The 25,987-nt window shown below is 65.4% G+C and carries 18 protein-coding genes; 11 read left to right on the top strand and 7 right to left on the bottom strand.

All coding sequences use genetic code 11. The features are described from left to right. Window positions 1–59: 59 nt before the first annotated feature. From EZ304_RS00245 to EZ304_RS00235, 3 genes are all read left to right on the top strand, one after another. Window positions 60–1,646: a hypothetical protein gene (locus EZ304_RS00245; protein ID WP_142805904.1), complete on the top strand. Its 1,587-nt coding sequence runs from the start codon at window positions 60–62 to the stop codon at window positions 1,644–1,646. Window positions 1,647–1,736: 90 nt separating this feature from the next. After that, on the top strand, window positions 1,737–2,681 hold the full coding sequence (locus EZ304_RS00240) for a hypothetical protein (protein WP_142805903.1): 945 nt from the start codon (window positions 1,737–1,739) through the stop codon (window positions 2,679–2,681). Window positions 2,682–2,936: 255 nt separating this feature from the next. Further along, window positions 2,937–4,394, top strand: coding sequence for a hypothetical protein (locus EZ304_RS00235; RefSeq protein WP_142805902.1), 1,458 nt, complete (start codon window positions 2,937–2,939; stop codon window positions 4,392–4,394). 172 nt (window positions 4,395–4,566) lie between these two features. On the opposite strand, the gene acnB is transcribed toward EZ304_RS00235, so the two are convergent. Genes acnB through EZ304_RS00220 form a run of 3 tightly spaced genes read right to left on the bottom strand, consistent with a single transcriptional unit; the run spans window position 4,567 to window position 7,831 of the window. Continuing rightward, window positions 4,567–7,158 (bottom strand): bifunctional aconitate hydratase 2/2-methylisocitrate dehydratase, encoded by a 2,592-nt coding sequence (acnB, locus tag EZ304_RS00230; RefSeq protein ID WP_142805901.1) that lies wholly within the window; start codon window positions 7,156–7,158, stop codon window positions 4,567–4,569. A 43-nt stretch (window positions 7,159–7,201) separates the two neighbouring features. After that, on the bottom strand, window positions 7,202–7,600 hold the full coding sequence (locus EZ304_RS00225) for a type II toxin-antitoxin system VapC family toxin (RefSeq protein ID WP_005409506.1): 399 nt from the start codon (window positions 7,598–7,600) through the stop codon (window positions 7,202–7,204). 6 nt (window positions 7,601–7,606) lie between these two features. Continuing rightward, entirely contained in the window at window positions 7,607–7,831 is a 225-nt protein-coding gene (locus tag EZ304_RS00220; RefSeq protein WP_099554759.1) for an AbrB/MazE/SpoVT family DNA-binding domain-containing protein, read from the bottom strand. A gap of 190 nt (window positions 7,832–8,021) precedes the next feature. Here EZ304_RS00220 and bamE point away from each other — a divergent pair, with 190 nt between their 5' ends. Together bamE and acnA are read left to right on the top strand one after the other, a co-directional pair. Further along, window positions 8,022–8,393: an outer membrane protein assembly factor BamE domain-containing protein gene (bamE, locus tag EZ304_RS00215; RefSeq protein ID WP_142805900.1), complete on the top strand. Its 372-nt coding sequence runs from the start codon at window positions 8,022–8,024 to the stop codon at window positions 8,391–8,393. 260 nt (window positions 8,394–8,653) lie between these two features. Then, window positions 8,654–11,407, top strand: coding sequence for an aconitate hydratase AcnA (gene acnA / locus EZ304_RS00210; RefSeq protein ID WP_142805899.1), 2,754 nt, complete (start codon window positions 8,654–8,656; stop codon window positions 11,405–11,407). A 277-nt stretch (window positions 11,408–11,684) separates the two neighbouring features. Here the strand turns inward: acnA and EZ304_RS00205 are convergent, their stop codons facing one another. Then, the gene (locus EZ304_RS00205; RefSeq protein ID WP_142805898.1) at window positions 11,685–12,128 is read right to left on the bottom strand and encodes a hypothetical protein; all 444 of its coding nucleotides are present in this window, start codon (window positions 12,126–12,128) and stop codon (window positions 11,685–11,687) included. A gap of 304 nt (window positions 12,129–12,432) precedes the next feature. Then, window positions 12,433–13,983: a BCCT family transporter gene (locus EZ304_RS00200; RefSeq protein WP_142805897.1), complete on the bottom strand. Its 1,551-nt coding sequence runs from the start codon at window positions 13,981–13,983 to the stop codon at window positions 12,433–12,435. Window positions 13,984–14,153: 170 nt separating this feature from the next. On the opposite strand from EZ304_RS00200, the gene betI reads away from it, so the two are divergent. From betI to EZ304_RS00170, 6 genes are all read left to right on the top strand, one after another. Beyond that, window positions 14,154–14,744 (top strand): transcriptional regulator BetI, encoded by a 591-nt coding sequence (gene betI, locus EZ304_RS00195; RefSeq protein ID WP_142805896.1) that lies wholly within the window; start codon window positions 14,154–14,156, stop codon window positions 14,742–14,744. Window positions 14,745–14,781: 37 nt separating this feature from the next. Next, window positions 14,782–16,254: a betaine-aldehyde dehydrogenase gene (betB, locus tag EZ304_RS00190; protein WP_142805895.1), complete on the top strand. Its 1,473-nt coding sequence runs from the start codon at window positions 14,782–14,784 to the stop codon at window positions 16,252–16,254. 99 nt (window positions 16,255–16,353) lie between these two features. Beyond that, complete coding sequence (gene betA / locus EZ304_RS00185; RefSeq protein WP_006441623.1) at window positions 16,354–18,036, top strand: choline dehydrogenase; 1,683 nt, start codon at window positions 16,354–16,356, stop codon at window positions 18,034–18,036. A 227-nt stretch (window positions 18,037–18,263) separates the two neighbouring features. Beyond that, window positions 18,264–19,940 carry a long-chain fatty acid--CoA ligase gene (locus EZ304_RS00180; protein WP_142805894.1) on the top strand — a complete coding sequence of 559 codons (1,677 nt, stop codon included), beginning with the start codon at window positions 18,264–18,266 and terminating at the stop codon, window positions 19,938–19,940. Between the two features lie 161 nt (window positions 19,941–20,101). Next, window positions 20,102–20,974 (top strand): crotonase/enoyl-CoA hydratase family protein, encoded by an 873-nt coding sequence (locus EZ304_RS00175; protein ID WP_142805893.1) that lies wholly within the window; start codon window positions 20,102–20,104, stop codon window positions 20,972–20,974. A 251-nt stretch (window positions 20,975–21,225) separates the two neighbouring features. Next, the gene (locus tag EZ304_RS00170; protein WP_142805892.1) at window positions 21,226–22,413 is read left to right on the top strand and encodes a hypothetical protein; all 1,188 of its coding nucleotides are present in this window, start codon (window positions 21,226–21,228) and stop codon (window positions 22,411–22,413) included. 177 nt (window positions 22,414–22,590) lie between these two features. Here the strand turns inward: EZ304_RS00170 and EZ304_RS00165 are convergent, their stop codons facing one another. Continuing rightward, window positions 22,591–24,768, bottom strand: coding sequence for a response regulator (locus EZ304_RS00165; protein ID WP_099551683.1), 2,178 nt, complete (start codon window positions 24,766–24,768; stop codon window positions 22,591–22,593). Continuing rightward, complete coding sequence (locus tag EZ304_RS00160) at window positions 24,765–25,910, bottom strand: response regulator (protein ID WP_099551682.1); 1,146 nt, start codon at window positions 25,908–25,910, stop codon at window positions 24,765–24,767. The genes EZ304_RS00165 and EZ304_RS00160 overlap by 4 nt, the downstream gene beginning before the upstream one ends. Between the last annotated feature and the right edge of the window lie 77 nt (window positions 25,911–25,987).

The following is a 25,987-nucleotide window of genomic DNA, read 5'->3' as shown; positions in this document are numbered from 1 at the left end:
TCAAATGCCGGCCCCGGAAGGGCCGGCACGGCTGTCGTGTTTTTCCAAGGAGTTTGACCATGGCCCTGCGTCTCTTCCGTAACCAACCGTCGCTGCTGGCGGCCGCTCTGCTGGCCCCGCTGGCGGCAACCGCTGCCGGCGTGCCAGCACCGCCGCAGGCCGCTCCGGGCGCTCCCCCCGCCCCCGTCACGAAGGGCGCCGCATGGACCGATCGCGTCCAGATCCAGAGTGGTCCGGATACCGCATCGAAGCGCCTCCACGCACCCGACGTGGCGTTGCGCATCGTCACCCCCGATGACAGCGAGTCGCTCACGCCAAAGGGGCTCGCACTGCTCTTCAGCGGCAATGAGCCGGACTACTTCCGCCGCAACGCCCTGCCCGGCAGCATCGTCGAGAGCCAGGCCAGCCCCGCCACCACGCTGATGCCCAACGTAGCCAGGGCGCTGGTGGGTGGCTACTTCAGCTATGCGCCCGACGCGCTGCCCAACCAGAGCAGCACCCTGCGCTTCAGTGCAGACACCTGGGCGCTGGTGCACCAGGGCAACACGCGGAAGGATCCCCTTTACCGCCTCAACCACGTCAGCACCATCGAGCAACGCCGTGCCGATGGCACCCTGGCTGAAATCATCAGATGCAGTGACAGCGACGACCGGGCGACCCTGGGCGAGTGGCAGGCCAATGACTACGCCAGGCTCAAGATTGCCGCCCAGGTGATCACGATGAAGTGCACCGAGCAGCTCATCAAGCGAATACCGGCGATGTACCCTCGCCCGCTTGCTGCTGAAGATCTCACGGCCTACGCAGGCGGTGCCGTGCCGCCGGCACGGGTGCGCATCTATGCCAGCCTGGGGCGGACCACCACCCTGTACACCGACGCCGCCTGCCGCGAGGACTACCGCGACAAGATCGACGTCAAGTACAACAACGCCGGTGACAAGGGCGTGCTCGGCATCCCCGCCACGGAAACCCTGCGCAGCAAGGCGAACGAGCGGTTCTCCATGCTCAGCTACCAGGAGTACGAAGTCGCCGGCGGCAAGCCGCTAATCGTCGAAGCGCGCTTCGACGCATCAAGCCGCATGTACTGCGAGGGCCAGTTGTCGGGTCAGTTCGTGGCCAGGCCCGGACAGGACTACGAAGTGGAAATGGAAGTGGCCGACAAGATGTGCCGCCTGCATCTGCGCCAGGTACACGCCGATGGCACCACGACGCCACAGGTCGCACGCAAGACCCCCAGCATCTGTGAGGGCACGCGTGCGCCGGTCCGCGTTGAACCGCGGCAGGACATGCAGGTCCTGCTGTTCAGCCCAGGCCAGCTGCAGATCCAGGATGCCACCCAAGGCAGCGCACCGGAACGGTTGACCGACGACGCGGGCAGCACCGAGGCGCTGCGGAAGATGCTGCAGCAGGCCAGCAGCAATCCCGGCACACGCCTGTGCGTGGTGGTACCGACTACCGATTACAGCAGCGCCCTTCACGATGCCGTGCGCGAACGCGTACTGGACGCACCGCAGGTATTGCCCAGCCTGTGGGAAGAGGTGGCCACGGTGAACAGGCGCCGCAGTGCCGCCGCCGATGCTCCGGTCGACATCGCTGCTGCGATCGCCCATTGCAATGCGTTCCCGATCAGGGAATTCGCGCCTCGCTGAGCAATTGCTCCCCTGCCTTCGGCCCTCTCCGGGCATCAACCGCCAGAGCGCGCACAGAGCCTCATTTTCGTTTTCCCAAGGAGTACTACCGTGGCATTACGCCCAACCTGCCTCACCGCCGCGATCGCGGCCATCCTGCTGCTGGCGCCGCCGGCCTACGCCAACGACGAAGTCCCCGCAGCCACGCCTGTCGTGGCTTCCGCAGTCACCAGCGGGTCAACGCTCGATCCAGCAACGGATGCGGCGACCGCGCCAGACGCGGCGCACGCCACCCCGCCGGCCGATCCGGCCATCGGGAATGTCACAGCCGCCGCGGCGCCCCATCTCGACTACAGCAGCCTGCAGCACATCAAGGTCACCTCAGGGCTGGGTGCCGGCCCCAACGGCAATCGCCTGGGCGATCAGGTGCTGCGCCTGGTGATGCGCGCCGACACCGCTGCCGTCACCGCCGCCAAGGTCGGTCTGTCTGCTCTGGCGTTCGTCACCGGCGTAGGTGACATCGGCACCAGCAACAGCTTCAGCAAGAACAACGTTCGTGGCGAGGACATCCACTCGGTGCCCAGCCCGGCCTTCGGCGCATTGCCCGGCATGATCCGCGAGCAGCTGGCACTCTATTTCGCGGCCCATCCCGGCGCCATTCCCAGCGACGAGCGCACCGTGGAAGCCAGCGCCGGTCAGTGGTCGCTGGTTTACCAGAAGCTCAGCGACGCAGAGACTCCCTACGAGCTGCGCCACGATGTAACCATCGGTTTCCCGGTGGTGCGCAAGCTGTTCCGCAGCGCCAGTGGCGGCCAGGGCGTGCACTGCCGGGACGAAGCACGGGTTGCCCCGTTGCAGGAATGGCAGGCAGACGACTATGCGAAGGCCAAGGCCGCCTCGCGTGACTTTGCAGAGGCCTGCATCGCGCGTTTCGTGGCTGAGCTGCCCCGCCTGTTCCCCGACCATGGCGTGTTGCCACAGCCTGCGGTGGAAGCCGAGCTCCCGGCAGAAGCGCCGGCCGCAACCGAGGAAGCGGCCGCCATTACCCAGGCCTGACGCCCCGGTAGTGCCGACCGCTGGCGCACAACGTGGTCTGGGGAATGCCCGCTGCCGCCTTTCAGCAGGGGGCCCGCCCAGGGCCGCCCGTGCTATTCCACTTTTCAAGGAGTTTCATCATGGCATTACGCCTGATTTCACCACGCAGCATGCTTGCCGCGGCCTGTCTGTTGCCCACGCTCGCCAGCGGTGCCGGTCGAACCGATGGCGCTCCATCGGCACCCACGGCGCCCCCCTGCGCGCTGGAGCGAACACGTGGCGATCAGCGCCGGCGCCGGCCAGCACATCCATGACCACCATCCCGATGTGGTACTGCGCATCGTCACCCCGGAAGATGGCGAGCGCATCACTGGCGCAGCGAAGACCGGGCAGTTCGTACGCCAGGTCTTCGGTGCCAGCTCCACAACGCGCCTTGACCCCAGGTATCTGCGCGGAACGAGTGTACATGCAGTACCCAGCCCTGCCATGGAGCTCATGCCCGGCTTGCTCAATGACTGGTTGGAGCGGTACTTCACCGTGTTCCCGAGCGCTATCCCCCAGGGTCGAACGCTGTTGAGGGTGGAGGCAAATCAGTGGGCGCTGGTCTACCAGAAGCCCAAGGCGGGGCAACAGCTCTATCAGCTCAATCACTTTACCCGCCTGCGCCTGCAACAACCCGACGGCAGCACGGTGGATGCAGCGTATTGCAATGATCCCGGGCGCGACGCCACGCTCGAGCAATGGCAGGCCAATGACTACGCGCGCCTTCGCGCCAGCGCCAGGGAACTGGCCGCCTCCTGTGTGCAGCGCCTTACCAGCAAGCTGCCACAGTTCTTCCCGGAGCCGCTGCCAACAGCCGGCAGCGGTGACGGTACGGCGCGCGTGCGGGTCTTCAACTCGGCAACGGAACGGGTCACCATGCTCAGCGATGCCTACTGCCTGGCCGACGGCAGCCGGCGCTTCGATGATCCGCGCTGGCCGGCCTCCAGAGACGTCGCCGCGCAGGACAGCGAGGCGGGCAACGTCAGCCTCGGCATCGCCGAAACGGAAACCATGCGCAGCCTGAAGTCGCCGAAGTATCGCGAATATGCCGTGCAGGCAGGGCAGCCGTTGATCTTCGACGCGGACGTCCGCTACCGGGGCGCGTTCTGCAGCGGCACGCTGGCTGTACAGATCATTCCGGTCACTGGTGTGGACTACGAAGTGAAGTTTGATACCGTGGGTCAGGTCTGCAGACTGAACGTCCATAGTGTCGATCGCGAAGGTGTCCGCCTCGCCGTGCCGGCCAGGCGCGCGCCAGAGACGTGCACGCGTCCAGACGTGGACTACACGACGCTCACAGCGAAGACGCCACGCGAACCACTGGACGCCATGGGCGTGTTTCTGTTCACCGACAGTGGGTTGCAGGTACAGCCCGCGGACCGGGACAGCGCACCGCTGCAGCTGGCCGACGCTCCTGCCGGCGCTGCGCGACTGGAGATGCTGCTGCAACAGATGCTGGCAGAGCCGGGAACCCGCGCCTGCGTGATCGTGCCTGAACACGATCATGCCAGCCCATTGAACACGCTGCTGCGCGACTACGTGCTGGAACACGGTTCGGCATTGCCTGGTCTGTGGGAGACCGCCGCGACGGTCAATCAGGCGCGCCGGGCGGTCCCGGCAGCGCCGATCGATCTGCAGGCCGCCGTACAGCACTGCCAAGCGCTGGGCCGCTTGAACTTCCGAGTGCAGTGACGCATCGTCTGCCGATGCCGGAACACGAGGTGCGGTAGCGCCGGGCCATGCCCGGCGAGCACAGCGCGGTATCGCCGCGCAATCCGGCACCCATGCAGAAACGCCGCGACCCCTCCCGGGATCGCGGCGTTTGGCTTCATCGAAGTGCCGGCCAGCGGCCGGCACTACCGCATCAGGCAGCGACCGTCTTGGCCACGTCCTGGTATTCCTCGATCTGGTCGAAGTTCATGTAGCGGTAGATCTCCGCACCATTGGCGTTGATCACGCCGATGTCCGCCATGTACTCCTCCTTGGTCGGGATGCGGCCCAGGCGCGAGCAGATCGCCGCCAGTTCCGCCGAACCCAGGTACACGTTGGTGTTGCGGCCCAGGCGGTTCGGGAAGTTGCGGGTCGAAGTCGACATCGCGGTGGAGCCTTCGCGGATCTGCGCCTGGTTGCCCATGCACAGCGAGCAGCCCGGCATTTCCATGCGCGCGCCAGTGGCGCCGAAGGTGCCGTACACGCCTTCCTTGGTCAGCTCCGAGGCATCCATCTTGGTCGGCGGGGCCACCCACAGGCGGGTCGGCAGGTCACGCTTGCCTTCCAGCAGCTTCGCAGCCGCACGGAAGTGACCGATGTTGGTCATGCACGAACCGATGAACACCTCGTCGATCTTGGCGCCGGCCACTTCGGACAGGGTCTTCACGTCGTCCGGGTCGTTCGGGCAGGCCACGATCGGCTCGTGGATATCGGCCAGGTCGATCTCGATGACGGCAGCGTACTCGGCGTCGGCATCCGGCTCCAGCAGCTCCGGGTTGGCCAGCCACGCTTCCATCTTCTCGATGCGACGCTGCAGCGAGCGCGGATCCTGGTAACCCTCGGCGATCATCCACTTCAGCAGCGTGATGTTGCTGTTGAGGTACTCGATGATCGGTTCCTTGTTCAGGCGCACCGAGCAACCGGCGGCCGAACGCTCGGCCGAGGCGTCGGACAGTTCGAACGCCTGCTCGACCTTGAGCTCCGGCAGGCCTTCGATTTCCAGGATACGGCCGGAGAAGATGTTCTTCTTGCCAGCCTTGGCCACGGTCAGCAGGCCCGACTTGATCGCGTACAGCGGGATGGCGTTGACCAGGTCACGCAGGGTCACGCCCGGCTGCATCTTGCCCTTGAAGCGCACCAGCACCGACTCCGGCATGTCCAGCGGCATCACGCCGGTGGCAGCGGCGAAGGCGACCAGGCCCGAACCGGCCGGGAACGAAATGCCCACCGGGAAACGGGTGTGCGAGTCACCACCGGTGCCGACGGTGTCCGGCAGCAGCATGCGGTTGAGCCAGCTGTGGATCACGCCGTCGCCCGGGCGCAGCGACACGCCGCCACGGGTGGAGATGAACTCCGGCAGGGTGTGGTGGGTCTTCACGTCCACCGGCTTCGGGTAAGCGGCGGTGTGGCAGAACGACTGCATCACCAGGTCGGCCGAGAAGCCCAGGCAGGCCAGGTCCTTCAGCTCGTCACGGGTCATCGGGCCGGTGGTGTCCTGCGAGCCGACCGAGGTCATCTTCGGTTCGCAGTAGGTGCCCGGGCGCATGCCCTGGCCTTCAGCCAGGCCACAGGCGCGGCCGACCATCTTCTGCGCCAGCGAGAAGCCCTTGCCGGTGTCGACCGGCTGCACCGGCAGGCGGAACAGATCGGTCGGGGCCAGGCCCAGCGCTTCGCGCGCCTTGCCGGTCAGGCCACGGCCGATGATCAGCGGAATGCGGCCACCGGCGCGCACTTCGTCGAACAGCACGTCGGACTTGACCTGGAACTCGGCGATCACTTCACCGTTCTTCAGCGCCTTGCCTTCGTACGGACGCAGCTCGACCACATCGCCGTGCTCCATCTTCGACACGTCCAGCTCGATCGGCAGTGCGCCGGCATCTTCCATGGTGTTGTAGAAGATCGGGGCGATCTTCGAACCCAGGCAGACGCCACCGGCGCGCTTGTTCGGGATGAACGGAATGTCATCGCCGGTCCACCACAGCACGCTGTTGGTGGCCGACTTGCGCGAGGAACCGGTGCCGACCACGTCGCCGACATAGGCGACCAGGTGGCCCTTGTCCCTCAGGTCGAGGATCTGCTGGATCGGGCCGCGCTTGCCGTCTTCTTCCGGGGTGAACGGCGCATCGTCGCGCTTGTTCTTCAGCATCGCCAGGGCGTGCATCGGGATGTCCGGGCGGGTGGTCGCGTCCGGTGCAGGCGACAGGTCGTCGGTGTTGGTCTCGCCCGGCACCTTGAACACGGTGACGGTCAGGCTCTGCGGCACTTCCGGGTTGCTGGTGAACCACTCGGCATCGGCCCAGCTCTGCAGCACGGCCTGGGCGTTGGCGTTGCCCGCCTTGGCCTTTTCCTGCACGTCGTGGAACGCATCGAACACCAGCAGGGTCTTCTTCAGGCCGTTGGCGGCGATGGTTCCGACGCTGGCGTCGTCCAGCAGCTGCACCAGCGGGGCGACGTTGTAACCGCCGAGCATGGTGCCCAGCAGTTCGGTGGCGCGCTCGCGGCTGATCAGCGGGTTCTGCTCGCTGCCCAGCGCGATCGCGGCCAGGTACGAGGCCTTGACCTTGGCTGCGTCATCGACGCCGGCCGGCACGCGGTGGGTCAGCAGGTCGAGCAGGAACTCGGCCTCGCCCTGCGGCGGGTTCTTCAGCAGTTCGATGACATCGGCCGTCTGCTGCGCGCTCAGCGGCAGCGGCGGGATGCCAAGCGCAGCGCGCTCGGCGACGTGGTGGCGGTAGGCTTCCAACATGACAACTCCCGGGTAATGCGTAGGTTGAAAAAACAAAGTGGGCTCAGGCTTGCGGCACGATCAGCTTCAGGCCCTTGAAGTAGTCGCGGTAAAACGTGTCGTTCCAGGTGATCAGGCCATCGCACTGCAGCAGTGCGTGGGCGCCGACCATGAATTCGTCCAGGCTGCGGCGGCTGCCTCCACGCTGGCGATGACGGCGGTGCATCTCGCCCGCGCGCAGTGCCGACTTGGCCTCCATCGGATTGAAGTGCACGCCCATCTCTTCCAGTGCTTCGAGCACTTCGGCGCCGCCGCGCAGCGATGCGCAGACTTCGGCCAGGGTCGCGCCACAGACCACTACGCGGCCACCGACCAGGCTCTGCCGGAGGATGGCTTCCACCGCATCGGCCTGCGGGCCATTGCTGAGCAGCTCGACCAGCACCGGCGAATCGACGGCGATCATCACGGCTTACTCCTCGTCACGCACCGCGCGTACTGCCGCTTCGGACGACTCGAAGCCGTCCAGCGCGAACTTGCCGCGCGCCCGTGAAATGGCATCGTCAACACTCTTGCGCAGGATGATGCGGCTGCCGTCCAGCTCGACCTTCAGCAGCGTGCCCTTGGTCAGGCCAAGGGCATCACGCACCGCCTTGGGCAGGGTGATCTGTCCGCGTTCAGCAACGGTGGCTTCCATGGGGTACGCCTCAAAAAGTATGCATGAATTATACATACTCGCGACATCCGCGACAAACCCGCCCAATCCGTGACCGCGATCCTATGCTGGTCGCATCCGGGGGTTAGACTGGCGCCGCAGCGACCTGCTGCGGCCCCGGGCTGGACGCGCCGCGTGCCGCCCGTACCCACCCGCCATAAAAGGATGTTCCATGCGCGCCTTGACCCTTGCCCTGATGCTGGCTGCCCCGCTGGCCCTTTCGACGACCGCAGCCCACGCCAATCCGTTCGGCGCCTACACCACCGGCGTCGAGATCACCCAACAGCAGATGGACACCCTGGAAGTCGGCAAGACCAGCCAGGACCAGGTCCGTGAAAAGTTCGGCGCACCCAGCCGCCGCGAACAGCTGGGCGACACCCAGGTCTGGTACTACGACTACGTGAAGATCAAAACCTTCGGCAAGAACATCCAGGAAGCAACCGTCCTGGAGTTCAACAAGCAGGGTGTGCTGACGGCCAAGTCCAAGAGCAACGCCGTCGGCAAGACCGGCAACCCACTGCTGGATGCCGCCAACGGCAAGTAAGCCCTGCTCGACACGCACTCCCGGACGGGGCGCCCATGGGCGCCCCGTCTGCGTTCGGACCGGCAGGCAACGACCGCACGCGCTGACACGAAGGCTACACACACCGCTGTAACCTTGCGTTCCAAGCCAGCCGGGTCATTGCCGGGCGCTGGATCGCCGATACTGGGCAGGATCCGGGGCCGGAATGCCACCGGCGACCGCAAGCAGGCCCGTAGACGCACGGGCCAGAGCAAGCCATCCGCAAGAAGGAGTTACCCCGCATGAGCGATTCGTTCTCCACCCGCAGCCAGCTGAATGTCGGCGGCAAGACCTACGACTACTTCAGCCTGCCCACGCTGGGCCAGCGCTTCGATATCTCCCACCTGCCCTATTCGATGAAGATCCTGCTGGAGAACCTGCTCCGGCATGAGGATGGCGGCATCACCGTAGGCAAGGACCACATCGAAGCCGTGGCCCGCTGGAATCCGGCGGCCGAACCGGACACCGAGATCGCCTTCATGCCGGCGCGCGTGGTCCTGCAGGACTTCACCGGCGTGCCCTGCGTGGTCGATCTGGCCGCGATGCGCGACGCGGTGGTCAAGCTCGGCGGCTCGCCGGAGCAGATCAACCCGCAGATCCCCTCCGAACTGGTCATCGACCACTCGGTGCAGGTCGACGTGTTCGGCAAGCCGGACGCGCTGGACCTCAACGGCAAGATCGAATTCCAGCGCAACCAGGAACGCTACGGCTTCCTGCGCTGGGGCCAGAAGGCCTTCGACAACTTCAAGGTGGTGCCGCCAAACACCGGCATCGTCCACCAGGTGAACCTGGAGAACCTGGCCCGCGTGGTGATGACCGTGGACAAGGATGGCAAGGCTGTTGCCTACCCGGACACCGTGTTCGGCACCGACAGCCACACTACGATGATCAACGGCATCGGCGTGCTGGGCTGGGGCGTGGGCGGCATCGAAGCGGAGGCCGCCATGCTCGGCCAGCCGTCGTCGATGCTGATCCCGCAGGTGGTCGGCTTCAAGCTGACCGGCAAGCTGCCCGAAGGCGCAACCGCCACCGACCTGGTGCTGACCGTCACCCAGATGCTGCGCAAGCTGGGCGTGGTCGGCAAGTTCGTCGAGTTCTACGGTGATGGCCTGCAACACCTGCCGCTGGCCGACCGTGCCACCATCGGCAACATGGCCCCGGAATACGGTGCCACCTGCGGCATCTTCCCGATCGACGCCGAATCGCTGAACTACCTGCGCCTGTCCGGCCGCAGCGAAGAGCAGATCGAGCTGGTCGAGGCCTACGCCAAGGCGCAGGGCCTCTGGCACGAGCCGGGCAGCCCGCACGCCCAGTACAGCACCACGCTGGAACTGGACATGGGCACGGTGAAGCCGTCGCTGGCCGGCCCCAAGCGCCCGCAGGACCGCGTGCTGCTGGAAGACGTGCAGAAGAACTACCGCGAAGCGCTGGTCGGCATGACCGCCAACCGTGACAAGCGCAGCGACGACGTCTCCTCCTTCGTCAATGAAGGCGGCGGCGCGGCCGTCGGCAACGAGCAGCTGGCCAAGGGCTACGCCGATATCGAAACCGAAGGCCGCAAGGTCCGCCTGAAGGATGGTGCAGTGGTCATCGCTGCCATCACCTCCTGCACCAATACCTCCAACCCGGCGGTGATGATCGGCGCCGGCCTGCTGGCCCGCAATGCGGCCGCCAAGGGCCTGAACCGCCAGCCGTGGGTGAAGACCTCGCTCGGTCCAGGTTCGCGCGTGGTCACCGACTACCTGGAAAAGGCCGGCGTGCTGAAGGAGCTGGAGAAGATCGGCTTCTACGTGGTCGGCTACGGCTGCACCACCTGCATCGGCAACTCCGGCCCGCTGCCGACCGAAGTCAGCGCCGGCATCGCCACCGGCGACCTGGTGGTCACCTCGGTGCTGTCGGGCAACCGCAACTTCGAGGGCCGCGTGCATCCCGAAGTGAAGATGAACTACCTGGCCAGCCCGCCGCTGGTGGTGGCCTACGCCATCGCCGGCACCACCGACATCGACCTGACCACCCAGCCGCTGGGTACCGGCAGCGATGGGCAGCCGGTGTTCCTGCGCGACATCTGGCCGAGCAACAAGGAAATCGGCGATGTCATCGCCGCCACCATCGGCCCGGAGATGTTCAAGCAGAACTACGCCGATGTGTTCAAGGGTGACACCCGCTGGAACACCATCGCCTCGCCGGACGGCAACCTGTACGAGTGGAGCGACGCGTCCACCTACATCAAGAACCCGCCGTACTTCGATGGCATGACCATGCAGACCGGCAGCATCGACGACGTGCACGGCGCACGCGTGATGGGCCTGTTCGGCGACTCGATCACCACCGACCACATCTCCCCGGCCGGCAACATCAAGAAGGACTCGCCGGCAGGCCGCTTCCTGCAGGAACGCGGCGTGCAGCCGGCCGACTTCAACAGCTATGGCAGCCGCCGCGGCAACGATGACGTGATGGTCCGCGGCACCTTCGCCAACATCCGCATCAAGAACCTGATGTTCGGTGGCGAGGAAGGCGGTAACACCCTGTACTACCCGGCCGGCGGCGGCCAGCCGGAGAAGCTGGCGATCTACGATGCGGCCATGAAGTACAAGGCCGACAAGGTGCCGCTGGTGGTGCTGGCCGGCAAGGAGTACGGCACCGGCTCGTCGCGTGACTGGGCGGCCAAGGGCACCCTGCTGCTGGGAGTGAAGGCGGTCATCGCCGAGAGCTTCGAGCGCATCCACCGCTCCAACCTGGTCGGCATGGGCGTGCTGCCGCTGCAGTTCCGCAACGGCGAAAACGCGCAGACCCTGGGCCTGGACGGCTCGGAAGTGATCGACGTCACCGGCCTGCAGGACGGTGCCAGCAAGCGCGCCACGGTCACCGCGACCAAGGCCGACGGCACCAAGAAGAGCTTCGAGGTTTCGGTGATGCTGCTGACCCCGAAGGAAGTCGAGTACTTCCGCCACGGCGGCCTGCTGCAGTACGTGCTGCGGCAGCTGGCAGGTCGCTGAGCCTTCCCACGGTACCAACGGGCGGAAGCCCGGCCCCCGCGCCAGCGCGGGGGCGCTGCGGAGACGCGCGAACCAGTGGTTCGCAAGCGCGCCTCCTCGCCCATCACGGCGGCCTGCTGCAGTACGTGCTGCGCCAGCTGGCCAGCAAGTAACGCTTCACCTGTACAGCCGAGCCCGCGCTCGGCTCAACAAGAAGAAGGGCCGGATCCTCATGGATCCGGCCTTTTTTGTCTGCCAGCTCGCCCGCTCGCATCAGCTCGCACATCGACCCTCAAGATCAGGGCCGCACACCAAACAGGTGCCACGACGTCTTCACCGGAGGGCCACTGGCGTCCAGCAACCAGAGGCCCTCCGCCCACTCAAGATGCCCGTCCGGCGCATCCTCGTTGAACACCACCACCGACATCTCAGCAGCCGGATGCGGCGTTTCCTCTACGCGATAGCACACCGCACCGGAGTTCCCCTGGTAGACATTGGACAGGAAGCCCGGCGGACAGCGCACATCCAGCACCCGATAGCCGCTGTTCTCCTCGCTCGCATAGGCGTTGGTGTGGATCGAATAAGTCACCAGCCCACCAGGATGCGACGGCAGCTGCAGGTCCAGCACCGCGGACTCACCCAGGGCAATCACCGGATGATTCAACTGCACCAACGCGCCAGGTGCAGCGGTGGCAAGCGCAGAGAAGGTGAGCGTCAGTGCAAAGATCAGGACTCGGACCATCGTTCAACTCCGGAAGGACGCGTTGGTCAATGATTGCCGCGGACTGCCCTGCATGTCTTTAAGAGATCTACGAAATTCCGTGCGACCCGATGCCTTCAGCTGCCCATCAGGCGGCGCTTCATCTGCAGAGCCAGCCATGCTCGGCTGCCGTTGGCAGGAAAGCGGCCGAGCATGGGGTCGGCGCTACACAGAAGACGAAAGGGCCGGATCCTCACGGATCCGGCCCTTCTTGTTTCTCCGCAGCCAGGCATGGCCTGGCTCTACTGGATCTCCGGCGCCGTCGGAATATGCGCCGGATGCCCAATCACCGGCGCGGCGCATCCGGGTCGGTGCGCAGCGCCTTCAGCAGGCCCCACATGTAGAACGCCAGGGTGAACGAGAACGGCAGGCCGCACAGCACCACCGCCGTCTGCATCGCGCTGAAGTTGCCGGCCAGCAGCAGGCCGACACTGGCCACGGTGATGCCCGCCGCCCAGAACACGCGCAGCCAGATTGGTGCGTCATGGCCATCTTCCACGCCGTCGTCAACGCGACGCGTGCACAGGTTGGCGATCATCAGCGTGCCCGAATCGACCGGGGTCAGGAACAGCACGAAGCCGATCACCACCGCGGCACCCGCGACGTACGGCGCGGCGGGCAGGTACTCCAGCAACTTGAACAGCGTCATCGCCGCATCGTGCTGGGCCACGTCACCCAGGATCGCCTGGCCGTGGTTGAGCACCAGGTCGATGGCGGTGTTGCCGAAGATCGACAGCCAGGCCAGGGTGAAGCCGAGCGGGATCAGCAGTACGCCCATGATCACTTCGCGGATGGTGCGGCCGCGCGAGATGCGCGCCACGAAAAGGCCGACGAACGGTGCCCAGGCAATCCACCACGCCCAGTAGAACAGCGTCCACGAGCCCATCCACTCACGGCCCTTCGGGTCGTTGAGGTACATGTCGAAGCTCTTGCGCACGAAGGCGCCCAGGTAGTCGCCGGTGTTCTGGATCAGGCCATCGAACAGGTGCAGGGTCGGGCCGGTGACCAGCACGAACAGCAGCAGGCCGCACAGCAGGCGCACATTGAGGTTGGAGAGCCAGGCAATGCCCTTCTCCACACCGGCCACCACGCCGATGGTGGCCACCACCATCATCACCAGCACGATCGCGACCAGCACCTGCGGCGTGTCCGGAATGTGGAACAGGTAGACCAGGCCGGACTGCACCACCAGCGCGCCGATGCCGAGGTTGGTCACCATCGAGATCAGCGTGGCCAGGATGCCGAAGCCATCGACCATGTCACCGATGCGGCTATGGATGCGCTCACCGAAGATCGGGTACAGCGCCGAGCGCAACGCCAGCGGCAGGTCGCGGCGGTAGGCGAAATAGCCCAGCGCCACGCCGACCAGCGCATACAGCGCCCAGCCGTGCAGGCCCCAGTGCAGGAAGGTCAGCACCATCGCCTCGCGGCCGGCGGCCACGGTCCCGCCGGGCTGCCCGGGCGGATTGAGGAAGTGGTCCAGCGGCTCGTAGGCGCCGTAGTAAAGCAGCGCGATGCCGATGCCGGCCGAGAACAGCATCGAGACCCAGGCCACGTAACCGAAGGCCGGTGATTCCTCGTTGTGGCCCAGGCGGATGCGGCCATACGGCGAGAACGCCAGCCACAGCACGAAGCCCAGGCACAGCACGATCAGCAGCATGTACCACCAGCCGAACGCGGCCGACACTTCGGCCTGCGCCCACTGCAGCCAGTGCTCGCTGCCTTCGGGATAGAGAACGGTGAGCAGCCCGAGGATGCCGATCGACACCGAGGAGCTGAAAAAGACAAAACGGTTCAAGCGCAGGGGCGAACGCTTGGGATGAGCCAGGGAAGACATGGGGTCGTCTCATCAAGTCCGAGGGAGCACATGGGCGGGGCCGGACCGGTAAACCGGGCCCATGGCGTGGGGCGCGAGCGCATCCTAGGGTTTATTGATTGAACGTTCAATCAATAAAAAGCATAATGGCGGGCAGCCCGATCCTTCGGGTCGCAATCCGTGGAGAGACAATGCCGAAGAAAGGCGTGGAACCGGTACGGCGCGAGCAGCTGATCCGGGCCACTTTCCAGACCATCGACGAGATCGGCATGGCCGATGCGACCGTCGCCACCATCGCGAAGAAGGCAGGGATGTCCAGCGGCATCGTCGCCCACTACTTCGGCGACAAGGACGGCCTGCTCAATGCTGCAATGCGGCAGATCCTGCGTGAACTGAAGGACGCGGTCGCCCGCTACCGCGCCGACGCCAGCGACGACCCGCGCGAGCAGCTGCGCGCCATCGTCGATGGCAACTTCGACGACAGCCAGATCAACGGCACCGCCATGCGCGTCTGGCTCACCTTCTGGGCAGCGAGCATGCACCAGCCGGAACTGGCCCGGCTGCAGCGCGCCAACGACCAGCGCCTGTTCTCCAACCTGTGCCACCAGTTCAACCGCCTGCTGCCCCACCCGCAGGCCCGCCTGGCCGCCCGCGGCCTGGCCGCGATGATCGATGGCCTGTGGCTGCGCGGCAGCCTGGTCGGCGGCCAGTTCAATGCCGAGAAGTCCCGGCGCATCGCTTACGGCTACATCGACTTCCAGTTGCAGGCTGTCGCGCTATAAGCGCTGCAGCACCCGCCCCCTTCCAAGGAGTACGTCCATGACCACCCTGCCCGTCCAACAGCTCTACATCCACGGCCAGCGCGTCGATGCCACCAGCGGCAAGACCTTCAAGACCGTCAACCCGGCCACCGGCGAGGTGATCGCCGAAGTACAGGTCGCCAGCCAGGCCGACGTCGAGCGCGCCGTGCAGAGCGCGGCCGAGGGCCAGAAGGCGTGGGCCGCGATGACCGCGATGGAGCGTTCGCGCATCCTGCGCCGCGCCGTCGAGATCCTGCGTGAACGCAACGACGAGCTGGCCCACCTGGAAACCCTGGACACCGGCAAGGCACTGGCCGAGACCACCACCGTGGACATCGTCACCGGTGCCGACGTGGTCGAGTACTACGCCGGCCTGGCCACCGCCATCGAAGGCATCCAGCTGCCGCTGCGCGAATCGAGCTTCTTCTACACCCGCCGCGAGCCGCTGGGCGTGGTCGCCGGCATCGGCGCCTGGAACTACCCGATCCAGATCGCCATGTGGAAGTCGGCTCCGGCCCTGGCCGCCGGCAACGCGATGGTGTTCAAGCCGTCGGAAGTAACCCCGCTGACCGCGATCCGGCTGGCCGAGATCTACACCGAAGCCGGCGTGCCGGCCGGCGTGTTCAACGTCGTGCAGGGCCCCGGTCGCGAGATCGGCCAGTGGCTGACCGAGCACCCGGTGATCGAGAAGATCTCCTTCACCGGCGGCGTCGCCACCGGCAAGAAGGTCATGGCCAGCGCCGCGTCCTCGTCGCTGAAGGAAGTGACCATGGAGCTGGGCGGCAAGTCACCGCTGGTGATCTGCGATGACGCCGACCTCGACCGCGCCGCCGACATCGCGGTGATGGCCAACTTCTTCAGCTCCGGCCAGGTCTGCACCAACGGCACCCGCGTGTTCGTGCCGCGCAGCATGCTGGCCGCATTCGAAGCGGCCGTTGTCGAGCGGGTCAAGCGCATCCGCATCGGCGACCCGATGGCCGCCGAGACCAACTTCGGCCCGCTGACCAGCTTCCCGCACATGGAAAACGTGCTGCGCTACATCGAAAGCGGCAAGGCCGAAGGCGCCCGCCTGCTGACCGGCGGCGGCCGCGCCACCGAAGGCGCGCTGGCCAACGGCGCCTACGTGCTGCCGACCGTGTTCTCCGACTGCCGCGATGACATGACCATCGTCAAGGAAGAGATCTTCGGGCCGGTGATGAGCATCCTTGCCTACGACGACGAAGACGAAGTGGTGCGTCGTGCCAACGACACCACCTTCGGCCTGGCCGCCGGCGTGGTCAGCAAGGACGTCAGCCGCGCCCACCGCATCATCCACCGCCTGGAAGCCGGCATCTGCTGGATCAACACCTGGGGTGAGTCGCCGGCCGAAATGCCGGTCGGTGGCTACAAGGAATCCGGCGTCGGCCGCGAGAACGGCATCTCGACCCTCGGCCACTACACCCGCATCAAGTCGGTGCAGGTCGAGCTGGGCGACTACGCCAGCGTGTTCTGACCGGCGCGCCCTGCGCGCCCCATCGTCCGGCCATCGTGCCGATCCGACATTCCGCCGGGACGCCTGCATGCAGCGCGCCCCGGCCTGCAGGAGACACCCATGAGCACCCATAACGAGTACGACTACATCATCATCGGCGCCGGTTCGGCCGGCAACGTGCTGGCCACCCGCCTCACCGAAGATGCCGATGTCAGCGTGCTGCTGCTGGAAGCCGGTGGCCCGGACTACCGGCTCGACTTCCGTACCCAGATGCCGGCGGCGCTGGCCTTCCCGTTGCAGGGCAAGCGCTACAACTGGGCGTACAAGACCGATCCCGAGCCCTTCATGAACAACCGCCGCATGGACTGCGGCCGCGGCAAGGGCCTGGGTGGCTCTTCGCTGATCAACGGCATGTGCTACATCCGCGGCAACGCGATGGACTACGACAACTGGGCCAGCATGCCGGGCCTGGAAGACTGGACCTACCTGGACTGCCTGCCCTACTTCCGCAAGGCTGAAACCCGCGATATCGGCGCCAATGACTACCACGGTGGTGATGGCCCGCTGCGCGTGACCACGCCGAAGGCCGGCAACAACGAGCTGTTCGCTGCGATGGTCGAGGCCGGCGTGCAGGCCGGCTACCCGCGCACCGACGACCTCAACGGCTACCAGCAGGAAGGCTTCGGCCCGATGGACCGCACGGTGACCCCGAAGGGCCGTCGCTCCAGCACCGCCCGCGGCTACCTGGACCTGGCCAAGCCGCGCCCGAACCTGACCATCGTCACCCACGCGCTGACCGACCGCATCCTGTTCTCGGGCAAGCGCGCGGTGGGCGTGCAGTGGCTGCACAACGACCAGCCGCAGCGTGCCACCGCCCGCCGCGAAGTGCTGCTGTGCGGCGGCGCCATCGCCTCGCCGCAGATCCTGCAGCGCTCCGGCGTCGGCCCGGCCGACCTGCTGCGCAGCTTGGACATCGACCTGGTGCACCACCTGCCGGGCGTCGGCGCCAACCTGCAGGATCACTTGGAGATGTACCTGCAGTACGAGTGCAAGAAGCCGGTGTCGCTGGCCCCGGCACTGAAGCTGTACAACCAGCCGGCGATCGGCGCCGAGTGGCTGTTCCTGGGCACCGGCATCGGCGCCAGCAACCAGTTCGAGGCCGGTGGCTTCATCCGCAGCGACGCCGAATTCGACTGGCCGAACCTGCAGTACCACTTCCTGCCGGTGGCGATCAATTACAACGGCTCCAACCCGATCAAGGCGCACAGCTTCCAGATGCACGTCGGTTCGATGCGCTCGCCGAGCCGCGGCCGCATCCATGTGCGCTCGAAGGACCCGCGCGAACATCCCAGCATCCTGTTCAACTACATGTCGCACGACCAGGACTGGCGCGAGTTCCGTGCAGCGATCCGCATCACCCGCGAGATCTTCGCGCAGCCGGCGCTGGCACCGTACAGCGGCCGCGAGATCTCGCCGGGCAGCGCGCTGCAGACCGACGCGCAGATCGATGCGTTCGTCCGCGAGCATGCCGAGACCGCCTACCACCCGTCGTGCTCGAACAAGATGGGCCATGCCGATGACCCGATGGCGGTGGTCGATGGCCAGGGCCGCGTGCACGGGCTGGAAGGCCTGCGCATCGTCGATGCCTCGATCATGCCGCAGGTGGTGACCGGCAACCTCAACGCGCCGACCATCATGATGGCCGAGAAGCTGGCCGACGTGATCCGCGGCCGCACCCCGCTGGCCCGCAGCACCGCGCCGTACTACAAGGCCAATGGTGCACCGGTGCGCAAGCAGGGCTGAGCCGGCCGCTCACGGTGAACCCCCCGCCGGGCATGGCCCGGCGCTACCAGGCGCGCTCTGCCTTCGGTAGCGCCGGGCCATGCCCGGCGGCGTTTGACGCGTTCGCACAATGCGCCACGCAACCCCCTCTTCGCGTTTTCCCTACGGCGGGGTATGCTGCAATGAACGGCCATTGTCGCTACGCTCAGGGCCGGAACCTAATACATCACGATTCCTGGAGGGGGAATATGAGTCTGGATCGTCCCTGGCTGCAGAGCTATCCGAAAGGCGTTCCCGCCGAAATCGACGTCAACGAGTTCCATTCGGTAGCTTCGGTCTTCGACGCTTCCGTCGCGAAATTCCGCGACCGTCCGGCCTACTCCAGCTTCGGCAAGGTGCTCACCTACGGTGAGACCGATGCGCTGGTCACCCAGTTCGCGGCCTACCTGCTGGGTGAGCTCAAGCTCAAGAAGGGTGACCGCGTCGCCCTGATGATGCCCAACTGCCTGCAGTACCCGGTAGCCACCTTCGGCGTGCTGCGCGCAGGCCTCACCGTGGTCAACGTCAACCCGCTGTACACCGCGCGCGAACTCAAGCACCAGCTGGTCGACGCGGGCGTCAGTGCCCTGGTGGTGGTCGACAACTTCGGCGACACCGTCGAACAGGTCATCGCCGATACGCCGGTCAAGCACGTGGTCACCACCGGCCTCGGCGACCTGCTTGGCGCCAAGGGCGCGATCGTCAACTTCGTGCTGAAGTACGTCAAGAAGATGGTGCCCAACTACCACATCAAGGGCGCCGTCCGCTTCAGGCAGGCGCTCAAGCTGGGCAGCCGCCACACGCTTCCGCCGGTCGAGATCGACCACGACGACATCGCCTTCCTCCAGTACACCGGCGGCACCACCGGCGTCGCCAAGGGTGCGATGCTGACCAACCGCAACCTGATCGCCAACATGCAGCAGGCCTCGGCCTGGATCAGTGCGTCGGGCATCGAGATGGGCAAGGAGTGGATCATCACCGCCCTGCCGCTGTACCACATCTTCGCATTGACCGCGAACGGCCTGGTCTTCATGAAGTTCGGTGGCTGCAATCACCTGATCACCAATCCGCGCGACATGAAGGGTTTCGTCAAGGAACTCAAGTCGGTGCGCTTCACTGCCATCACCGGCGTCAACACGCTGTTCAACGGTCTGCTCAATACCCCCGGTTTCGACACGGTCGACTTCTCGTCGCTGAAGGTCACCCTGGGGGGCGGCATGGCCGTGCAGCGCGCCGTGGCCGAACGCTGGAAAAAGGTCACCGGCGTGACGCTGGTCGAGGCCTACGGCCTGACCGAGACGTCGCCGGCGGCCTGCATCAACCCGCTGACCCTCACCGAGTACAACGGTTCGATCGGCCTGCCGATCCCGTCCACCGATGCCTGCATCAAGGACGACAACAGCAACATCCTGCCGTTGGGCGAGGTCGGCGAACTCTGCATCAAGGGCCCGCAGGTGATGAAGGGCTACTGGCAGCGTCCCGAAGAAACCGACAAGGCCATCGATGCCGACGGCTGGCTGCACACCGGCGACATGGCGAAGATGGACGAACACGGCTTCTTCTACATCGTCGACCGCAAGAAGGACATGATCCTGGTGTCCGGCTTCAATGTGTACCCGAACGAAGTCGAGGATGTCATCGCGATGATGCCCGGCGTGCTGGAAGTGGCTGCGGTCGGCGTGCCGGACGAGAAGTCCGGCGAGGTGGTCAAGGTGGTCATCGTGAAGAAGGACCCGAACCTGACCGCCGAAATGGTCAAGGAGCATGCCCGGGCCAACCTGACCGGCTACAAGCACCCCAAAATCGTAGAATTCCGAAAGGAACTGCCGAAGACCAACGTCGGCAAAATCCTCCGTCGCGAACTCCGCGATACGCCCGCCCAGTAAGGGTTTCGGGCAATTTGAACGGCATCGGGCCCGGGACGGAAACGTTCCGGGCCCTTTCGCATGCGGCGCCCCGGTGGCGGTGTAGCATCGCCGCGTGTGTGGACCGTTCGGCCCGCCGGCCACCCACCTGACTCTGCGGGCCGCATGCCGAGGACCCTTCCATGAGTACCATCGAAAAGCTGCCCAGCAGCGGCTCGCGTTTTGCCACCATCCGTACCGAGGACAGCGCCGACGGCAATGCCCACTGGTTGTTCATGCACGCCGATGCTGCCACCGGCATCCGTCCGTGCTGCCGAAAGGACATGCTCGACGAGATGTGGAGCTTCATGGCCGCCATCACCCGCAGCCCCGCCGAGCGCCACAGCGGCACATTGCGGCATTTCGTGCTGGCGTCCGATGCCGTCGCCTACAACCTGGGGGGCGACCTGGACCTGTTCACCCGCCTGATCCGCGAAGGCAACCGCGACCTCCTGCTGAACTACGCCCAGCGGTGCGTGGAAGGCGTGCACCACCTGCATACCGGATTCGGCGGCGACGTGCGTTCGATTGCCCTGATCCAGGGTGACGCGCTTGGCGGTGGCCTGGAAATGGCATTGGCCTGCCACACCATCGTGGCCGAGGAAGGCAGCGGAATGGGCCTGCCCGAAGTGCTGTTCGGCCTTTTCCCCGGCATGGGGGCCTATTCCTTCCTGTGCCGGCGGGTGTCACCGCACCTGGCCGAGAAGATCATCCTTGACGGCCGTGTCTACAGCGCCGAGGAAATGCATGCGCTGGGCATCGTCGATGTACTGGTGAAGAAGGGCGAAGGTCGTGCCGCAGTTGAGGAGCTGATCCGCCAACAGCAACGTACCCCACAGTCCTATCTGGCAATGAACGCCGCACGCAGCATTGCCCAGGCTGTCAGCTACGACGAACTGCTGGAGATCACCAAGGTATGGGTCGATTCCGCCCTCGCCCTCGGCGACCGCTCCTTGCGCACCATGGATCGCTTGATCAAGGCCCAGACCCGTCGCGCAGGCCTCGACGCGGCCTGATTCATCCCCTCCCCCAGGATGGGTTCAAGCCCGGTTGGCCGCCGGGCTTTTTTTGTCCAGCCGATGCGCCGTCATGCCGCATGCATGCCGCCGGTTTTTCCGGTCGGGACGTGTGCCGCCTTTGACCCGGGCATGTGCCGTAATTGGCTCAGCTGAGCACCCTCTGCAGTGCATCTCGCACTCGATTGCCGCACCATGCAGTTTCGGTTGGGCTCCATCCGCCGCCCGGAACAAGGACACCGTTCATCGCCATGGAAAAGCACACGAATCTGACGCACAACCAGCACTTCGTCTCCCAGGCGGAGCAGCGCATGAATTCCTGCTCGGATAATCCAGGGAAAAAGAAGGCAAAGATATTCAGGTTCACTGTAGATAAAAGCCAGCCATCGACAATCAACCCGCAGAACAAAGCAACCATAGAGAACAATCTCGCCTTCCATGATCTCTTCACGATCATGAGGACGGGCCATAGCAAGCGGATCAATCTTGAAGCCCTGTTCAACCGCTACGAGGCTGATTACGCCGAAAGTGCAAGATCAATCATTGAAGCCATCTCAATGGCGAGGTCCAGCCCCGGACCGGCAACCCTTCTGTTGACAGAGGACCGTCGACCATACTCGAAGCACTCCCCAACAATCGACCTGATAAAGCGCATCTACCGGCACAAGATTCTTGTCGGCGCACGAAATCCGCTACGAGTCAAAGAAACACTCGGTAGATTCCAGGATTTTCTTGACCACAGCGTCGCCGACCTGGAAGCCCTGGCGCTGCATCGGGCCCTGGATGGAAAGGACCCCGGGGAAGAGAGGCACATCTGCGAAACCTATAAACTGTCCCGCGATGACTATCGAGTATGGATCAGGCTACTGATCCTGTTGCTGTACCCGAAGGCGGACGAAGAGACCCTTCTGGACGGCTGTGTGGATGAGTTCTTCAATGCGAAGGACTATATGACGCTCATCCAGGTACATTCGTTCAAGGAAGGCTGCGCGCTACTCCCGGATACAGGCGTAGTGACGGACGCATTGGACGACGGGATAGTGACCTACATGAACGTATCGAAACACTGCATCATTGCCGTGCAGCACACAAAGATCGAAACCCCGCATTTTGATGCATTCTGCCAGTCCAGGAGAATGACCTTCGAAAAGAGACTGGAAACCATCGAATCGCTGGGATCCAGTATCCAGGCACGCCTCGTCCTGGACGACAGAGCGACTCTTGAGGGGTACAACAAGATCTGCGTAAAGGCGTGCGCCTCGGAGGTTTTCTCCGGTGCCAAGGACGTGCCTGGAATCCGGGTGGCCGAAGAACGCAAAACCGCCAGCCCTGTTACGCGCCCGATGGATGATGACCCGAGCACGTCACGTTGGTTCGGCGGGCACGCCGACAACCCGCAGAGACGTTCGTGGCGCATGCAGGTACCACCGGCGCCCTGATCGTGAGAAGCACACCGCCTGAATCGAAAGGAGGCAAGCAGTCGCCCGCTTCCGAGGGAGCGCACCCCGAATCACACTCCGACCTTCACCCGTCGGAACGATCCCGCCTCAAGCAATGGGCTGAGCAGGCTTGAACGCAATCGCTCGCACGAACAGCCGGTGACACAGCCGCAGATCCTAGCGCGCCTCACCATCCTCGGCGGCACCACGCAGGCGGCGCTCGGCACGCGCATCCAGCGCACGCCGGCCTTCCTTGATGGCGTCCTGCAGCACACCCAGGCGTACGCGCCACTCGGCCTTCAACTGCCAGTCGGCCATCCGCATCAACTCGCCGGCGCGGTTGGACGCACGCATCAGGCCGAGGTTGCTGGCCACGCCCTTGATCGCATGGGACTGCTCGCGGAACACCTCCCACTGCGCGGCTTCACCCGCCTGCTCGGCCTTGCCCATGCAGCTCGCAGCGTCCTCCAGGCACTGGCGGATGAACTCACGCTCGAACCCTTCACCCATTCCCAGTGACGCCAGTTCGTCCAGCACGCTGCTGTCGAGCACGCCATCCTGCACCGGCGCCGCAGGTCGCACGACCGGCGCGGCCATGGTCCTCAACTGGGCATTGCTGGCGATCTCGGCCAGGGTGTCGAGCAGCCGTACCGCCACCACCGGCTTGGCCAGGAAGGCATGGGCACCGGCCTGGGTGCAGCGCTGGATCGCCTCCGGCGTGACATCGGCACTGAGCACCAGCACCGGCGTGCGCGGACCACCGCCGGCCTGCATCACGCGCAGTTCCTTGAGCATGTCCAGCCCGCTCATGCCCGGCATGTGCAGATCGACGATGACCGCATCGAACTCGCTGTCGGCCAAGGCGTCCAGTACGGCTTCACCACCATCGACGCACAGCACCCGGTGACCGGCCTTCTGCAGCAGGCGCTGCAGGACCATGCGATTGGCCTCGTGGTCATCGGCCACCAGGATCTGCATGCTACGCACGCGCGCGCGATGGCGCAGGAATGGGTCGGCAAAGGCAATCACGTTCCCACCGGGCCCCGCGTCCTCCTCGCCGGACAGGGTCGGGACCGCGCCCGGCACCATCGGTTGCGGTGGCGCGAAGGGCAGCTCGACCCAGAAGTGACTACCGCGCGGTGGGTTCTCCAGATAGCCGATGTCGCCGTCCATCGCTTCGACCAGGCCCTTGGCGATGGTCGTGCCCAGTCCCGTGCCCTCATGACGGCGCGCCATGCTGACATCCGCCTGCTCGAAGGCATCGAACAAGCGCGCACGCATCGCCGGTGCCACGCCGATGCCGGTATCGAAAATGTCGAAGCGCAGGCGCACCGCGCCGCTGGTATCTGCATGCACCACGCCGACGCGGATCTCGACCCGGCCATGGTCGGTGAACTTGACTGCGTTGCCCGCCAGGTTCAACAGGATCTGCCGCAGGTGCCCGACGTCGCCGCGCACGCGCGGTGGCACGCCGTCGGCAACCTTCACCCGGTAATCCAGGCCCTTGGCCCTGGCCTGCGGCATCAGGATCAACCCGATCGCCTGGATCACGTCGGTCACGGCGAAATCCTCAGCCACCACGCGCAGCTTGCCGGCCTCGATGGCAGAGATGTCCAGCACCTCCTCCACCAGCGCCAGCAGGCTGCGCGAAGACGCCTGGATGGTGTTGAGGCACTCGCGCTGCTCATCATCCAGGCGCGTGGTCGCCAGCACTTCGGTCATACCGTTGAGGCCATTCAACGGGGTGCGGAACTCGTGGCTCATGTTGGCCAGGAAGCGGCTCTTGGCCTCGCTGGCGCGCCGGGCCTCGGCCATCGCTTCGGTCAGCTGCCGCAACAGCGTGGAGAAGTACAGCGGCACTGCGGCCAGTCCGAGCCAGAGGCCGATGGCCAGGCGGAAATTCTGCATCCAGTACGGCGTCTGGAGCACGGTGAAGCCGAAGCTCACCATTGCCATTGCCACTGCCACGTACAGGTAATGGTTGCCGAACCGCATGCCGTTGCCGACCGTCACCCACATCACCACGATGTAGACCCAGGCCAGCGGCTCACCCATCTGCACCATGCCAGCCGCGATCAGGCCGTAGTCGGCCAGCATGCCCAGCACGCGGCGCGCGTCGGAACGTGCCGGCCGCCACAGCAACCAACCGAACAGCAGCAGGGACAGGCTCAATCCGGTCAGCACGATCGCCAGCACACCCACGTACTGCCCATGCGGCAGATCGTGGCGCGGCGCCGGCAACAGCACGTAGGCAAGGATCAGGCTGATCAGGACGATACGGACAATCTGCTGGCCGTGCTCACTGTCCTGCCGCTGGGACAGGCGCAGCCGCAGCCGCGACAACAGGCGTTTCACGCGCCCAGCCCCGGGCGTGCGGACGCCATCGAATGCTCGGCGCAGATCTGGTCCAGCTGCTCACGGCCGCGCATCAGCGCATCCACGCAGCGTGGATCGAACAGTCGCCCACGCTGGGCGTACAGATAAGCCAGTGTGGCTTCCATGGTCCATGCTTCCTTGTACGGACGGGGCGAGATCAGTGCGTCGAAGACGTCGGCGACAGCAACGATCCGCGCTTCCAGCGGGATCGCCTCGCCGACCAGGCCATCGGGATAGCCGCTGCCGTCATAGCGCTCGTGGTGGCGCAGCGCGATGAGCGCGCCCACCTGGATGAAACGGTTCTGGCTGCCACTGAGCAGCTCGTGGCCGATGCGCGGGTGCCGGCGCATGATTGCCAGCTCCTCGTCGTTGAGCTTGCCCTGCTTGAGCAGTACCGCATCGGGAATGGCGATCTTGCCCATGTCGTGCAGCGGGGCGGCCATCTCGATCAGCTTGACGTCATCCTCAGGCAGCCCCAGCTGCTCGGCGATCAGCCCGGCCACGCGGGCCATGCGTTCGAGGTAGGCACTGGTGCCGGCATCACGGAACTCGATGGCCCGGGCCAATCGCGACAGGGTTTCGCGTTCGCGCTCTTCGACCTCGTGCATGCTGGCCAACAGGCGCTGCTCCAGCGACAACGCCCGCTGCTTCACGTTCTCGGTCTGCTGGCGCAGCTGCAGCAGGTTGTAGCAGCGCGCGCGCAGTTCGCGCGGGCGGATCGGCTTGACCAGGAAATCGATCACGCCTGCTTCCAGCGCTGCCTGCCGGATCGGTTCGTCACCGACCACGGTGATCAGGATCACCGGGATATCGCGGTGCTTGGGCAGGCGACGGAAACGACGGGCGAACTCCAGCCCGTCCATCTCCGGCATGCGGTAATCGAGCAGCAACAGGTCGACCGGGTGCGCCTCGCACCAGGCCAATGCGGTCAGCGGATCACCGAAGTCATACACGCTCAATTCCGGCGCGATGTCTTCGATGACGTGACGCAGCATCGTCCGCGCGGACGTCTGGTCGTCAACAATGACGATGTTCAACGCGTACTCCGCCTGGTTTCTCGACCATGCTGGATCATCAGCAGGCGAGGATATCCTGCTGCTGCGAACGCTCGCACCCTGCATCGGCCCGACTCCCGTGTCATGCGTCCCGGTTCATGATCGTCATCGCATTGTGAAGCGGACTCTCCACAATGCGTCAT

Origin of the sequence: Stenotrophomonas maltophilia, assembly GCF_006974125.1 — a bacterium.
GTDB lineage: Bacteria > Pseudomonadota > Gammaproteobacteria > Xanthomonadales > Xanthomonadaceae > Stenotrophomonas > Stenotrophomonas maltophilia_O.
This window is presented reverse-complemented; position numbering and strand designations above follow the sequence as displayed.